The organism is Enterobacter sp. SORGH_AS_0287, from assembly GCF_031453695.1.
Lineage (GTDB): Bacteria > Pseudomonadota > Gammaproteobacteria > Enterobacterales > Enterobacteriaceae > Enterobacter > Enterobacter ludwigii.
Window position 1 is genome coordinate 3,734,826 of sequence record NZ_JAVIZW010000001.1, and the last position, 14,024, is coordinate 3,748,849.

10 protein-coding genes, 4 tRNA genes and 1 pseudogene are annotated in these 14,024 nt (G+C 55.2%); 10 read left to right on the forward strand and 5 right to left on the reverse strand.

Annotated elements, in window-relative coordinates; genetic code table 11:
* The 10 genes from rffA to QE396_RS17745 all read left to right on the forward strand — a co-directional run bounded on the left by rffA (window position 1) and on the right by QE396_RS17745 (window position 7,695).
* Window positions 1–1,131: a dTDP-4-amino-4,6-dideoxygalactose transaminase gene (rffA, locus tag QE396_RS17700; RefSeq protein WP_020882890.1), complete on the forward strand. Its 1,131-nt coding sequence runs from the start codon at window positions 1–3 to the stop codon at window positions 1,129–1,131.
* A gap of 1 nt (window position 1,132) precedes the next feature.
* On the forward strand, window positions 1,133–2,383 hold the full coding sequence (gene wzxE / locus QE396_RS17705; protein ID WP_014172149.1) for a lipid III flippase WzxE: 1,251 nt from the start codon (window positions 1,133–1,135) through the stop codon (window positions 2,381–2,383).
* Window positions 2,380–3,459, forward strand: a complete 1,080-nt coding sequence (locus tag QE396_RS17710; protein WP_014172148.1) for a TDP-N-acetylfucosamine:lipid II N-acetylfucosaminyltransferase — start codon at window positions 2,380–2,382, stop codon at window positions 3,457–3,459. The genes wzxE and QE396_RS17710 overlap by 4 nt, the downstream gene beginning before the upstream one ends.
* A complete protein-coding gene (gene wzyE, locus QE396_RS17715; protein ID WP_020882888.1) occupies window positions 3,456–4,808 on the forward strand; it encodes an ECA oligosaccharide polymerase in 1,353 nt (450 codons plus the stop codon). The genes QE396_RS17710 and wzyE overlap by 4 nt, the downstream gene beginning before the upstream one ends.
* Window positions 4,809–4,820: 12 nt before the next feature.
* Window positions 4,821–5,561 (forward strand): lipopolysaccharide N-acetylmannosaminouronosyltransferase, encoded by a 741-nt coding sequence (gene wecG, locus QE396_RS17720; protein WP_020882887.1) that lies wholly within the window; start codon window positions 4,821–4,823, stop codon window positions 5,559–5,561.
* Window positions 5,562–5,758: 197 nt separating this feature from the next.
* On the forward strand, window positions 5,759–7,144 hold the full coding sequence (locus tag QE396_RS17725) for an amino acid permease (protein ID WP_014172144.1): 1,386 nt from the start codon (window positions 5,759–5,761) through the stop codon (window positions 7,142–7,144).
* A gap of 102 nt (window positions 7,145–7,246) precedes the next feature.
* Window positions 7,247–7,323: transfer RNA gene (locus QE396_RS17730), tRNA-Arg, on the forward strand.
* Window positions 7,324–7,390: 67 nt separating this feature from the next.
* A tRNA-His gene (locus QE396_RS17735) sits at window positions 7,391–7,466 on the forward strand.
* Window positions 7,467–7,487: 21 nt separating this feature from the next.
* Window positions 7,488–7,574, forward strand: a tRNA-Leu gene (locus tag QE396_RS17740).
* Window positions 7,575–7,618: 44 nt separating this feature from the next.
* Window positions 7,619–7,695: transfer RNA gene (locus QE396_RS17745), tRNA-Pro, on the forward strand.
* A gap of 507 nt (window positions 7,696–8,202) precedes the next feature.
* Here QE396_RS17745 and QE396_RS17750 read toward each other — a convergent pair.
* The 5 genes and pseudogenes from QE396_RS17750 to hemC form a co-directional block, all read right to left on the reverse strand.
* Window positions 8,203–9,418 (reverse strand): annotated as a pseudogene (locus QE396_RS17750) (MFS transporter).
* Window positions 9,419–9,587: 169 nt separating this feature from the next.
* Window positions 9,588–10,787, reverse strand: a complete 1,200-nt coding sequence (hemY, locus tag QE396_RS17755; RefSeq protein ID WP_032669625.1) for a protoheme IX biogenesis protein HemY — start codon at window positions 10,785–10,787, stop codon at window positions 9,588–9,590.
* Between the two features lie 2 nt (window positions 10,788–10,789).
* Complete coding sequence (gene hemX / locus QE396_RS17760; RefSeq protein ID WP_014172141.1) at window positions 10,790–11,983, reverse strand: uroporphyrinogen-III C-methyltransferase; 1,194 nt, start codon at window positions 11,981–11,983, stop codon at window positions 10,790–10,792.
* Between the two features lie 21 nt (window positions 11,984–12,004).
* A complete protein-coding gene (hemD, locus tag QE396_RS17765; RefSeq protein WP_014172140.1) occupies window positions 12,005–12,745 on the reverse strand; it encodes a uroporphyrinogen-III synthase in 741 nt (246 codons plus the stop codon).
* Window positions 12,742–13,683, reverse strand: a complete 942-nt coding sequence (hemC, locus tag QE396_RS17770; RefSeq protein WP_032669623.1) for a hydroxymethylbilane synthase — start codon at window positions 13,681–13,683, stop codon at window positions 12,742–12,744. Before hemC ends, hemD begins: the two co-directional genes overlap by 4 nt.
* Window positions 13,684–14,024 lie beyond the last annotated feature (341 nt).

Sequence of the window (14,024 nt, forward strand, 5' to 3'; positions counted from 1 at the left end):
ATGATTCCATTTAACGCACCACCCGTCGTGGGCACTGAACTCGACTATATGCAGTCTGCTATGGGCAGCGGCAAACTCTGTGGTGACGGTGGTTTTACCCGTCGCTGCCAGCAGTGGATGGAGCAGCGGTTTCACAGCGCTAAAGTCCTGCTGACCCCGTCCTGTACCGCATCGCTGGAAATGGCGGCGTTGCTGCTGGATATCCAGCCGGGCGATGAAGTGATCATGCCGAGCTATACCTTCGTCTCTACAGCGAATGCCTTTGTCCTGCGTGGTGCGAAAATTGTCTTTGTGGATATTCGCCCGGATACCATGAACATCGATGAGACGCTGATTGAAGCGGCAATCACGGACAAAACGCGTGCGATTGTGCCGGTTCACTACGCGGGTGTGGCGTGTGAGATGGACACCATCATGGCGATCGCCAAAAAACATGACCTGTTCGTGGTTGAAGATGCCGCTCAGGGCGTGATGTCGACCTATAAAGGGCGAGCGCTGGGAACGATCGGCCATATCGGCTGCTTTAGCTTCCACGAAACCAAAAACTATACCGCCGGTGGCGAAGGTGGTGCGACGCTGATTAACGACCGTGCGCTGGTCGAGCGCGCGGAAGTGATCCGTGAAAAAGGCACCAACCGCAGCCAGTTCTTCCGGGGACAGGTAGACAAATATACCTGGCGCGATATTGGCTCAAGCTATCTGATGGCCGATCTGCAGGCGGCATACCTGTGGGCGCAACTGGAGGCAGCGGACCGCATTAATCTTCAGCGCCTGTCCCTGTGGCAAACTTATTACGACGCGCTGCAACCGCTGGCTCAAGCCGGACGAATTGAGTTGCCGACCCTTCCGGCTGATTGCGTCCATAATGCCCATATGTTCTATATCAAACTGCGCGATAACGACGATCGCAGCAAGTTGATTGCCTGGCTAAAAGAAGCCGAAATTCTGGCGGTGTTCCACTATATCCCGCTGCACTCCAGCCCTGCAGGAGAGGCATTTGGGGTCTTCGCGGGTGAAGATCGCTACACCACGAAAGAAAGTGAGCGTTTGCTTCGTTTGCCACTGTTCTACAACCTCGCGCCTGTTAACCAGCGTACGGTGATTAACACCCTTCTGAGTTATTTCGGCTGATATGTCTCTGGCAAAAGCATCGGTGTGGACCGCCGCGTCCACACTTGTCAAAATTGGCGCCGGGCTACTGGTCGTCAAGCTGCTGGCCGTCTCATTCGGCCCTTCAGGCGTCGGGCTGGCGGGGAATTTCCGTCAGCTTGTGACCGTCCTTGGGGTACTGGCCGGCGCAGGGATTTTCAACGGCGTCACGAAATACGTTGCGCAGTACCATGATGATGCGGCCCAGCTTCGCCGTGTTGTCGGTACATCCTCGGCGATGGTCACCGGCTTTTCGACCCTGATGGCGGTTATTTTCCTGCTGGCAGCGGCACCCATAAGCCAGGGGTTATTTGGTCATACCCATTATCAGGGGCTGGTTCGTCTGGTCGCGCTGGTTCAGCTGGGCATTGCCTGGGCTAACCTGTTGTTGGCGCTGATGAAAGGCTTTCGTGATGCGGCCGGGAACGCACTGGCGTTAATCCTCGGCAGCGTCATCGGCGTGATTGCCTACTATTTTTGCTATCGGCTGGGCGGCTATGAAGGCGCGTTGCTGGGGCTGGCGCTGGTACCGGCATTAGTGGTCGTTCCGGCGGCGTTCATGCTAATGCGTCGGGGCACCATTCCGTTGAGTTACCTGAAACCTCAATGGGATAAGGTGCTGGCAAGCCAGCTGGGAAAATTTACCCTGATGGCGCTCATCACCTCCGTCACGCTCCCTGTCGCCTATGTGATGATGCGAAACCTGCTGGCGGCGCATTACAGCTGGGACGAAGTTGGGATTTGGCAAGGGGTGAGCAGTATTTCCGATGCCTACCTCCAATTTATAACGGCTTCCTTTAGCGTCTATTTGCTGCCAACCTTATCGCGCCTGACCTCCAGGCAGGATATCACGCGCGAAATTTCCCGCTCACTGCGGTTTGTCCTTCCCGCCGTTGCGGCAGCCAGTTTAACCGTATGGCTATTGCGCGATGTCGCCATCTGGCTGCTCTTCTCCGCGAAGTTTACCGCCATGCGCGATCTGTTTGCCTGGCAACTGGTGGGCGATGTACTGAAAGTGGGGGCTTACGTTTTTGGTTATCTGGTGATTGCGAAAGCCTCGCTACGGTTGTATATCCTGGCGGAAATCAGCCAGTTTGCATTACTGACCGCATTCTCACACTGGTTGATCCCGGCACACGGTGCGCTGGGGGCGGCTCAGGCCTATATGGCAACCTATATCGTTTATTTCGCTGCCTGTTGCGGCGTATTTTTACTTTGGCGTAAACGCGCATGACTGCACTGATTCACATACTGGGATCGGATATCCCACACCATAACCAGACCGTTTTACGGTTCTTCAATGATGAACTGGCATCGGGGGATCCCGACGCTCGTGAGTTTATGGTTGCCGGTCAGGATAATGGCCTGAGCGTGGCGTGTCCGGCGCTGACTCTCTCTTTCTGGCCGGACAAGGCTGCGCTGGCGAAGGCGGTTGTTGCCAAAGCCAAAGCGGATCGTGAGCAACGTTTCTTTTTCCATGGGCAGTTTAATACCGGCCTGTGGCTGGCGCTCCTGAGCGGGGGGATCAAACCTTCGCAGTGCAGCTGGCATATCTGGGGAGCCGATCTTTACGAAGTCTCCAGTGGCTGGAAATTCCGTCTTTTCTACCCGTTGCGGCGCATGGCGCAGGGGCGTGTGGGATGCGTTTTCGCGACCCGTGGCGATCTCAATTATTTTGCTAAACGCCACCCTGATGTACGCGGTGAGCTACTCTATTTCCCGACCCGAATGAACCCGGCGCTGAACAACATGGCGAATGATACGCCGCGCGAGGGTAAACTGACGATTCTGGTGGGTAATTCAGGCGATCGCAGCAATGAACATCTTGCCGCGCTCAGGGCGGTACATCAGCAGTTTGGCGACACCGTCAATGTGATTGTGCCGATGGGGTATCCGGCCAATAACGATGCCTATATCAATGAGGTCCGCCAGCAGGCACTCGCGTTATTTAGCGCCGGGAATGTGCACATTCTCCACGATAAGCTGGAATTTGATGAGTATCTTGCGCTGCTGCGTCGGTGCGATCTGGGCTATTTCATCTTTGCGCGTCAGCAAGGAATTGGCACGCTGTGTCTGCTGATTCAGGCGGGTGTGCCCTGCGTACTCAATCGCGAAAACCCATTCTGGCAGGACATGGCGGAGCAGCATCTGCCGGTGCTGTTTACTTCCGATGTGCTTAACGAAGAGGTGGTCCGCGAAGCGCAGAGACAACTGGCGCTGGTGGACAAAAGTGCCATCGACTTCTTTAGCCCGAACTACCTCACGCCGTGGCACCGCGCGCTGCGTATCGCTGCAGGAGACAAAGCATGAGCCAGTTGCAATTCAGCGGCTTACTGATCGTTTGGCTTCTGAGCACTTTATTCATCGCCACGCTCACCTGGTTTGAGTTTCGTCGGGTGCGTTTTAACTTTAACGTCTTCTTCTCGTTACTGTTTCTTCTGACCTTCTTTTTCGGATTCCCGCTTACCAGCATTCTGGTCTTCCGGTTTGACGTGAGCGTTGCCCCGCCCGAGATCCTGCTCCAGGCGATCCTGGCAGCGACCTGCTTCTACGCCGTCTACTACGCCACCTATAAAACGCGCCTGCGTTCAGCGCAATCCACCGCGCCGCGCCGGGCGCTCTTCACCATGAACCGGGTGGAGACGCACCTGACGTGGGTGATGCTGATGACGATCGCGCTGGTAAGCGTGGGTATCTTCTTCATGCACAATGGTTTTCTGCTGTTCAAGCTCCAGTCCTACAGCCAGATTTTTTCTGCCGAAGTGTCGGGCGTGGCGCTTAAGCGCTTCTTCTACTTCTTCATTCCGGCGATGCTGGTGATCTTTTTCCTGCGTCAGGACAGCAAAGCCTGGCTGTTTTTCCTGGTGAGTACCGTCGCCTTCGGTTTCCTGACCTACATGATTGTGGGAGGGACGCGTGCAAATATCATCATCGCTTTCGCAATCTTCCTGTTTATCGGCATCATCCGCGGGTGGATCTCTTTATGGATGCTGGTGGCTGCTGGGGTGTTTGGCATTGTTGGTATGTTCTGGCTTGCCCTGAAGCGCTACGGGCTCAACGTAGCCGGTGACGAGGCGTTTTACACATTCCTCTATCTCACGCGCGACACCTTCTCCCCGTGGGAAAACCTGGCGTTGTTGCTGCAAAACTACGACAAAATCGATTTCCAGGGCCTTGCGCCTATTGTGCGCGACTTTTATGTCTTTATCCCAACCTGGCTGTGGCCAGACCGTCCCGGCGTCGTTCTCAACACGGCAAACTATTTTACCTGGGAAGTGCTGAACAACCATTCAGGCCTTGCGATCTCACCTACGTTGATTGGCTCGCTGGTGGTGATGGGGGGAAGCTGGTTTATCCTGCCGGGGGCGGTGGTGGTGGGGCTGATCATCAAGTGGTTTGACTGGCTCTACGTGCGCGGCAATGAAGAAACAAACCGCTATAAGGCGGCTATTTTGCACAGTTTCTGCTTTGGTGCCATTTTCAATATGATCGTTCTGGCGCGTGAAGGGCTGGATTCATTCGTGTCGCGCGTGGTTTTCTTCATGGTCGTTTTTGGCATCTGCCTGTTACTGGCCAAACTGTTGTACTGGCTGTTTGACAGTGCAGGGCTTGTGCATAAGCGCGAGCCGCAGGGCAGCACAACGCTGTCGCAAGTGTGAGTAGGGAAAGTCATGACGGATAAAACTTCTGCACCGCGCTATACGCTGCGCGGTCTGCAGCTTATTGGCTGGCGCGATATGCAACACGCGCTGGATTTTCTGTTCGCTGGTGGTCAGATGAAATCCGGTACGCTGGTCGCCATCAATGCGGAAAAGATGCTGGCGGTGGAAGACAACGCCGAAGTGAGAAGCCTGATAGAAGCGGCTGAATTTAAATATGCCGACGGTATCAGCGTGGTGCGTTCAATCCGCAAAAAGTATCCTGGCGCTAATGTATCTCGCGTGGCAGGGGCCGATCTCTGGGAGCAACTGATGGCACGCGCAGGGGCGGAAGGCACGCCGGTATTCCTGATTGGCGGTAAGCCGGAGGTACTGGCGCAGACCGAAGCGAAATTGCGCAGTCAATGGAATGTTAACATCGTGGGCAGCCAGGATGGCTACTTCAAACCAGAGGCCCGGCAGGCGCTGTTTGAACGCGTTCGCGACAGTGGAGCGAAAATCATCACCGTGGCGATGGGCTCCCCACGCCAGGAGATCCTGATGCGTGACTGCCGTCAGGTGTGTCCGGATGCCCTTTATATGGGCGTTGGCGGAACGTATGACGTCTTTACCGGCCATGTTAAGCGTGCGCCCAAAGTCTGGCAAAACCTGGGGCTGGAGTGGCTGTATCGCCTGCTATCTCAGCCGACGCGGATTACACGACAGATCCGTCTGCTTCGCTACCTTACCTGGCACTACACCGGGAAAATGTAATCAAAATGTAGCGCGATATGCTGTTCGCGCTGCAACTCCCCTGCAAAACTGCTGCGAATCTGTGCAATGCATTCATTTTTTTTATGCATCGTTTGCCATTTGCCGCATTTTAAGAAACCATTCGCCCCGTATTTTAGTACCCCTAAAAAACAATACCCGGCCTTAAGTCGGGAAACAGCAAACACAATCGAGGATCTATGGCAGAGAAAAAACCGGAGCTACAGCGTGGGCTGGAGGCTCGTCATATTGAACTGATAGCGCTGGGCGGCACTATCGGCGTGGGCCTGTTTATGGGCTCCGCAAGCACGCTCAAATGGGCAGGACCTTCGGTCTTGCTGGCTTATATCATTGCGGGATTGTTCGTTTTCTTCATCATGCGTTCGATGGGCGAAATGCTCTTCATGGAGCCCGTCACGGGTTCCTTCGCCGTTTACGCGCACCGATATATGAGCCCGTTCTTTGGCTACCTGACGGCCTGGTCATACTGGTTTATGTGGATGGCGGTTGGCATCTCTGAAATCACGGCGATAGGGGTCTACGTGCAGTTCTGGTTCCCGGACATGGTCCAGTGGATACCGGCGCTGATTGCCGTGGGGCTGGTGGCACTGGCAAACCTTGCCGCGGTTCGTCTTTATGGTGAAATCGAATTCTGGTTTGCGATGATCAAAGTCACCACCATCATCGTGATGATTGTGGTCGGGCTGGGCGTTATCTTCTTCGGCTTTGGCAACGGCGGGCACGCCATTGGCTTTGGTAACCTGACCGAAAACGGCGGCTTCTTTGCGGGCGGCTGGAAGGGCTTCCTGACGGCACTGTGTATCGTTGTGGCCTCTTATCAGGGGGTCGAGCTTATCGGTATTACCGCGGGTGAAGCGAAAAACCCGCAGGTTACGCTGCGCAGCGCCGTAGGCAAGGTGCTGTGGCGTATCCTGATTTTCTATGTGGGGGCGATCTTCGTTATCGTAACCATCTTCCCGTGGAATGAAATTGGCACGACCGGTAGCCCGTTTGTCTTAACCTTCGCAAAGATTGGTATCACGGCAGCAGCAGGCATCATTAACTTTGTGGTTCTGACGGCGGCGTTGTCAGGCTGCAACAGCGGGATGTACAGCTGCGGACGTATGCTCTACGCGCTGTCCAGAAACAACCAACTGCCAGCGGCAATGGCGAAAGTTTCGCGTGCGGGCGTGCCGGTTGCGGGTGTGGCGGTGTCGATTGTGATCCTGCTGATTGGCTCCTGCCTGAACTACATCATCCCGAATCCGCAGCGCGTATTCGTTTATGTCTACAGCGCCAGCGTGCTGCCAGGCATGGTGCCCTGGTTTGTTATCCTGATTAGCCAGCTGCGTTTCCGCCAGGCACATAAAAAGGCCATCGCCAGCCATCCGTTCCGTTCCATTCTGTTCCCGTACGCCAACTATTTGACGATGGCGTTCCTGGTTTGCGTATTAATTGGAATGTACTTTAATGAAGATACGCGCATGTCGCTGTTTGTCGGGATGATCTTCCTGGCGGCGGTGACCGCGGCGTATAAGCTTTTTGGTCTGGGCCGCCGCGCTACCTCGCAGAAAGTGGAGGAATAAGCGGCAAAATGTGCAAACCATAACCAAACGCGCATTTTTTTCAAAAAAGCACTAGACAGCGGGGTCGGAGGTACGTAATATCCAGCCCCGCAACGGCGCTAAGCGCCCGTAGCTCAGCTGGATAGAGCGCTGCCCTCCGGAGGCAGAGGTCTCAGGTTCGAATCCTGTCGGGCGCGCCATTTTAGTCCCGGCGCTAGAGCTGCGGTGGTCTGAGAAGTAGTCAGTACCGCGTGAAAGAATACAGTGGTGGCTATAGCTCAGTTGGTAGAGCCCTGGATTGTGATTCCAGTTGTCGTGGGTTCGAATCCCATTAGCCACCCCATTATTGAAAGAGTTGTGAATTGCGAAGGTGGCGGAATTGGTAGACGCGCTAGCTTCAGGTGTTAGTGTTCTTACGGACGTGGGGGTTCAAGTCCCCCCCCTCGCACCACGACTTTTTAATGAATTGAACTAAAAATTCAAAAAGCAGTACATCGGCGAGTAGCGCAGCTTGGTAGCGCAACTGGTTTGGGACCAGTGGGTCGGAGGTTCGAATCCTCTCTCGCCGACCAATTTTGAACCCCGCTTCGGCGGGGTTTTTTGTTTTCTACGCCTTTCTCTCTTCTGTAGTGATTCCACGACAACAGCCGGCTTCCTTGTCGCGATTCAGCGACACATAACACACTGAAAGTAAAAGATATAATAATTTGGCGGCTTTCGTGTCTCCTCCAGACGACATTTCGTCGTGTTTATCAGCAGGTTGTAGGGTCTAAGATACCGCTCAACAACATAATTTCCTTTTATCTTAAAATGTTGCGCGATGTAAAAGTTCTGCGTGTCAAGTTGGCACGTTACGTGCAATAATATACGTGTAGATGCTCATTCCATCTCTTATGTTCGCCTTAGTGCCTCATAAACTCAGGAATGACGCAGAGCCATTTACGGTGCTTATCGTCCACTGACAGATGTCGCTTCGGCCTCATCAGACACCATGGGCATAACGTTGAGTGAAGCACCAAATATGTTGTCTTACAGACCTGTTTTAACGCCTGCTTTTATAGCAGGCGTTTTTTTATGCCTTATTCCCGGTAAACGTACATGATCAGGGCGACAAGTATCAGAGCGGCTGACGAAACGCTGTAAAGCGCTTGTATGGAGCCAAATCCTGCCGCCGCCATCGCGGCAATACCGGTGAAAAGCGAGGCACTGAGCGTTTGCCAGCGCCAGGCTTTACTGCTGGCCGAAGCCATGTGCGTGGTTTGAAAACTGCTGAGTACGGCAAATGTGCCAGCCGCAAAGAGAACATTTGAGGCCAGGTGTGCGACAAAAATCATCCCCAGCGCGCATGACATCCACCCGGACAACAGCGGGAGCATCCCATACGCGGCAAGGAAGATGCCGAGACACAGTAAAATCCGTGGCGTGCGTGCTGCAAAACGCGTCAGGCTGTCTCTTTTTAGCAGCAGGGGACCGCAAAGTTGTCCCATGCTCCTTGCAAAAAGCAGTGGCAAAGCAAGGCTGGCCGCATCCTGAGGATGGATCTGCTGTGCCATTGCCGGAAGAAGTGCCATGGCCGGTGAACCGACGGCGGCCAGCGCAGGCAAAATCAGCAAATTGCGTTTCTGCCGGATGGTCAACATCTGCCAGCGTAAAGCCGCAGGCGCTTTCTCTTCAGTGGGGACTGCCAGTGTGGGCGCTAAATATACACGACCCGCCAGCCAGAGCATGAACAGCGATCCGAGAAAGCTGGTGGCATCAATGGCCAGCAAGGCGAGGATGGCGATCTTCTGGAAAAGTACCATCCCCAGCCCGGTGCCTAACAAAACCTGAGCGGCAAAAATCACATTCTCGAGGCAGGTTGCGGCAGGGAGTTCTGCTTCTCTGAGTCCGCGTTTAAAGAGCAGCGTCAGTCAGGGCAGGCCAGCTCATTCCGCTAAGCAGTGCTTCGGTGGACTGCACGGCCAGTAACGCAGGGATACTGTGATAGTGCACGCCGAGCAGGGGAAAGAGCAGGGCCAGTAAGCCAAGCCCCTCGGTGAGTATCAACAGGGATATCGGAGAATAGCGCGCGCACAGCTTTTCACTGATGAGGCTGCCGATAAAGCCAGGTAGCGTGGCGAAAAGAAAGGCGAGGGTAAGCAGCGCGGGCGGGGCGGACCATGCTAACAGTAAGCCGAAGACCACCACCTGGGTTACGCCATTTCCCAGTGATGTAAAGATAAAGGCACAGGCCAGCAGGCGCAGCCAGCGGTGGCAGCGCAGCGCTTCAATAAGCGCGTACAAAAGGGTGTTCATGACGATTTCCTTTCAAAAACGATTCAGTCCACGCGGCACTCGTCGCGTGTATGGAAAAAAGTTAATGAAAAGACGTCGTTACATTGGCGGGTTCGTTTTAGATGATGTGGTAAAGAATGTAGCAGGCGAAGGGGAATAAAAAAAGGAGGCCGTCTGGCCTCCTTGTTATTTATTGCTGGCTGCCATTATTTTGCAGCGTTAATAACAGCCCATCGCGGCGCATGGCGGCAGCCTCTTCCGGCTTGTGCTGCTTATCCAGCGAATCGGCAAGCCACGCGTAGTCAAATGCGTCCGGGCGCTGTTTCAGCGCTGCACGGAAGGCGAGACTCGCTTCCTGCCATTCACCGTGCTTCATCAGCGACTGGCCCAGCGTACTCCACAGCAGTGGACGGTCGCCGACGGCTTTAATCTGCTGACGCAGCATTTTTTCAATTTGCTCAGGGTTATTGGTTTTCAGACGCGGGATCACCATAACCAGGCGATCGTCATATTGTCGCTTCAGTCCGTCGAGGAGGATCTCCTGCGCCGTGTCATGATCGTCACATTCAATCAGATGTTCTGCCATCGCAACCTGCAACGGAACCTGCTGACGCGTTTTCCGGCTCTGATTCTTCCACCAGGTTTTCAGACCATCGCTGCCGAGATCGGCACGCGCCTGATCCATCAGGCCAATCCATGCCAGACGCTGGAGTTCATCACGGTGCTCATCATCACCGACGTCGGCTTTGGCCATCGACGGAATGATATCCAGCAGTGAACCCCAGGCACCGGTGCGAATATAGGCCTGCTCGGCAAGACGCAGCACTTCCGGGTGGCGTGGCGCAACTTCCAGCAGACGGTCGATACCGTGACGCGCGGCGTGGTTTTCGTTGCGGGCCAGCTGCAGGCGAACGCGGGTGATCTCAACGGGAATCGGGTCTTTCGGAGAAAGTTCTGACGCGCGTTCCAGGTGCTGGTTGGCGCGGGCTTCGTCACCCCGCTGTTGCGCTGCCTCGGCGGCCAGCAGATAGTTCACCACCGGCTGTTCGGCATGGTCAGCATTTTTCGACATCAGCTTTTCAACCTGCTGATAGTCACCCTCGGCCAGCTTAAGCAGTGCCTGCTCAGTCTGCTTACGGGCGCGGCGGCGTTTACGGCCAACGAACCAGCCACGCGTATGCGCACCGGTACGGAAAATTCGGCGCAGGATCCACTCAACCGCAAGGAGCACCACCACACCGAGGATCAGGATGATCACCAGACCCGTTACGCTGGTTTCAATGTTGTAGTTATCGGTCTGGATCAGGACGTAACCCTGATGACCAGCAAGCATCGGCCCCAGGACGATCCCGGCGATCAGCAGGATGAAGAGTAAGAGTACTTTAAGCATCATTACTCTCCTTGTGGCGCGCTTTCAGGCGCTGGCGCGGCGGCAGGGGCCTGGGCGTGAGGTTCTGCCGGAACGCCCGGCTGCGCCAGCAGGTTGCGCACGCGCGTCTGCATCAGTTTCTCCAGAATCGGCTGGCTTTCCAGCTTGTCCGGCACGTTCATGGTGATGTTCTGCTGGCTCAGTTTATCAATGTCATCGAGGAAAGCCGTGGTCGTGGCATCATCGGTATTGTAGTAAGCACGTACCCATGTCGAGACGTTATCAAGCGCCTGTTTGTAGGTTTCTTCCTGATGACGCGGTACGGCTTGGGCCGCCACCAGCAGGCGGGAGCGAATGTTTTCGCGCAGATAAATGTCCTGATTCGGCGCTAACAGCGGAACGGCGGTTTCGTCACGGCGGCGGATAGTAATGAAGCTATCCATAAAGTTCTGCCAGCTTTTTTGCAGGTTCACGCGCCATTCGCTCAGGGAGCTGGAAAGCTCGGTGCCGTCAGAATCCATCGGGGAGTCATCGTCGTTGTTATCCGCCAGCTGCAGGTTATCAATCTGGTTTGAAAGCTGATTGACCTTCAGGATGATGCCATCGTAGTCCACCTGCGAAACGGCAGAGAGGCTGGCGATATCTTCGGTAATGGCACGACGCGCGGTAATGAGGCTCGGATCGTTCATGTCTGCCAGGCTCGCATCAGCGCTTTTCAGCAGCGCGGCGGCGGTGGTGACGTCCTGATCGCTCCAGAGCTTACGTCCGGCCAGCTTCACCAGGAAATCGGCCTGCGAGAGCAGCCAGGTTTTGGCATCGGTACCGGAAATCGTGGCGACTTTCTGCTGCACGTCGTCCAGCTGTTTGGTCAGCTCTTCCTGTTTGCTGTTCGCCTCAGCGAGCGCCGCGGACTGCTGTTTAATCACCGTTTCCAGTTCAGTTTTCTGCGTCTCCTGCGCTTTTTGCAGGGCGGTAAGCTGATTGACCAGCGTGTCGTTGGTCGCTGTCTGGCTGGAACCTTGCTGTTTCACCAGACCATAGAGGCCAACGCCTGCGGCCAGCGCAATGGCGATGGCTATCGCGCTCAGCGCGAGGCTGGTTTTATTGCTGCCGTTCTTCTTCTCAACGGTTTTCTCAGTCGTTTCTGACTGCGGCGTGATGTCCACAGTCTCCCTGGTCTCTTCAACCACGGCGGAGGATTTATCGTGTTCCGTCATTATGGCTTCCCATTATGAGAGTTATTGTAATGCGCGCAGCAGCGCATCGTTGTCAGCGTTATCAGCGATCCGAATATCTTGCCAGCCCAGTTCCCGGGCCTGGTTCGCCAGACGCTCACTGACGACCAGAAGCCGGCAGTGGAGTAACCAGTTTTCACGATACCAAAGGGGCACCAGCGACCAGAGCTGCTGCAGCATTTCGCCGCTGGTCACCACCAGGGTCGTAATACCGCGCATATGCCAGCGCATCGCCTCTTCCGCACCATCGTAATGTTTTGCACAACGCTGATAGCATTCGCAGAACGTGACCTCAGCCCCGCGTTCCCGCAGCGTTTCGCCCAACAGTTCGCGCCCGCCGTTACCGCGTAAAATGAGTGCACGCTTTCCGGCAATAGTTTGTAATTCAGGTAATTGTAGCAAGACTTCGCTGATTTCCCGATCTAACGGGTAACGAACGTCTGTTCCGCTTACGGTATGCAACGCCAGTGCCGTTGTACGACCAATCGCAAAATAGTGAGGGGCGGTTGGCCAGTTAAGCCCCTGCTGTTGCAGCTGCGCCTGGGCAAATTCCACCGCATGTTGCGACAGCGCAAACAGCAAGTCGCCCTGCTGGAGGGTATTCATATGGTCGGCAAGCGCGGACAGCTCCCGACCGGGGGAGAATTCAATGAGCGGAAAACTCCAGGCCACCTGCCCCAGTGCGCGCAGACGGCTCACTAACTGCTCTCCTGCGGGAGAAGGGCGGGTGACAAGAATACTCATGCAGGGGGTTCTCCATTATAAACCTCAGCCAGGATCTCACGGGCGCCGTTATCCAGCAGCTCTTCTGCCAGCGACACGCCAAGCTGTTCGGCATCTTGCGCTTTACCACGACGTTCGCCGCGGACCATCTGTGAACCATCCGGTGCGCCAACCAGCGCTCGCAGCCACAGTTCACCGTTAATTAATTCAGCATAGCTGCCAATCGGCACCTGACACCCTCCTTCGAGGCGGGTGTTCATGGCGCGCTCGGCGTTAACGCGGATAGCGGTCTCGTCATGGTTCAGCGGGGCAAGCAGCGCGCGGGTACGCTCATCATCCAGACGGCATTCAATGCCGACGGCCCCCTGACCCACAGCCGGCAGCGACAGCTCAGGCGGCAACGCGACGCGAATGCGAGACGTCAGCCCCAGGCGCTTCAGACCCGCAACCGCGAGGATAATGGCATCGTAATCGCCGTTATCCAGCTTGCTCAGACGCGTACCAACGTTACCGCGCAGCGAACGAATGATCAGGTCCGGACGACGTTCTGCCAGCTGACACTGACGACGTAAACTGGACGTGCCAACCACGCTGCCTTCTGGCAACGCATCGAGCGAATCATAGTGATTGGAGACAAACGCATCGCGCGGATCTTCACGCTCGCAAATGGTCACCAGTCCCAGCCCTTCCGGGAACTCGACGGGCACATCTTTCATCGAATGTACGGCGATATCGGCGCGGTTCTCAAGCAATGCCAGTTCCAGTTCTTTGACAAACAGGCCCTTGCCGCCCACTTTAGCCAGTGGCGTATCAAGGATCACGTCACCGCGCGTGACCATCGGCACCAGCTCGACGCACAATCCACTGTGGCAGGCTTCAAGGCGCTGCTTAACATAATGTGCCTGCCAGAGCGCAAGAGGGCTTTGGCGTGTGGCAATTCTCAAAACATTGTCTAACATGCTTGTTACCGTCATTATCAATCGCTAACCATCCTAACATTGTTGACTCTGGGATGGCAGTTTTACGGTGATGAAGAAGAGAGGGACAGGGCGGGGTTCTCGTCAGCCACAGCCGTATTAAGGAATTTACACGTACAGAACGGTGCTACACTGTATGTAGCGCATCTTTCTTTACGGTCAACCGGCAAGGTGTTAAATTGATCACGTTTTAGACCATTTTTTCGTCGGTACCACCATAATGATAAGGGCGAAAAAAGGTAACGGTTCTCTTTTTGTAATACTGCGGGTCCGCTGTTATTTCTGTTTTGGATAGCGTGCGACACCCGGAAACATCAGGCGAT

Coding starts and splice junctions, on each gene's coding strand:
- hemD (WP_014172140.1), bottom strand. CDS start 12,745: ATGAGTATTCTTGTCACCCGCCCTTCTCCCGCAGGAGAGCAGTTAGTG.
- hemC (WP_032669623.1), bottom strand. CDS start 13,683: ATGTTAGACAATGTTTTGAGAATTGCCACACGCCAAAGCCCTCTTGCG.
- rffA (WP_020882890.1), top strand. CDS start 1: ATGATTCCATTTAACGCACCACCCGTCGTGGGCACTGAACTCGACTAT.
- hemY (WP_032669625.1), bottom strand. CDS start 10,787: ATGCTTAAAGTACTCTTACTCTTCATCCTGCTGATCGCCGGGATCGTC.
- wzyE (WP_020882888.1), top strand. CDS start 3,456: ATGAGCCAGTTGCAATTCAGCGGCTTACTGATCGTTTGGCTTCTGAGC.
- hemX (WP_014172141.1), bottom strand. CDS start 11,983: ATGACGGAACACGATAAATCCTCCGCCGTGGTTGAAGAGACCAGGGAG.
- wzxE (WP_014172149.1), top strand. CDS start 1,133: ATGTCTCTGGCAAAAGCATCGGTGTGGACCGCCGCGTCCACACTTGTC.
- wecG (WP_020882887.1), top strand. CDS start 4,821: ATGACGGATAAAACTTCTGCACCGCGCTATACGCTGCGCGGTCTGCAG.
- QE396_RS17725 (WP_014172144.1), top strand. CDS start 5,759: ATGGCAGAGAAAAAACCGGAGCTACAGCGTGGGCTGGAGGCTCGTCAT.
- QE396_RS17710 (WP_014172148.1), top strand. CDS start 2,380: ATGACTGCACTGATTCACATACTGGGATCGGATATCCCACACCATAAC.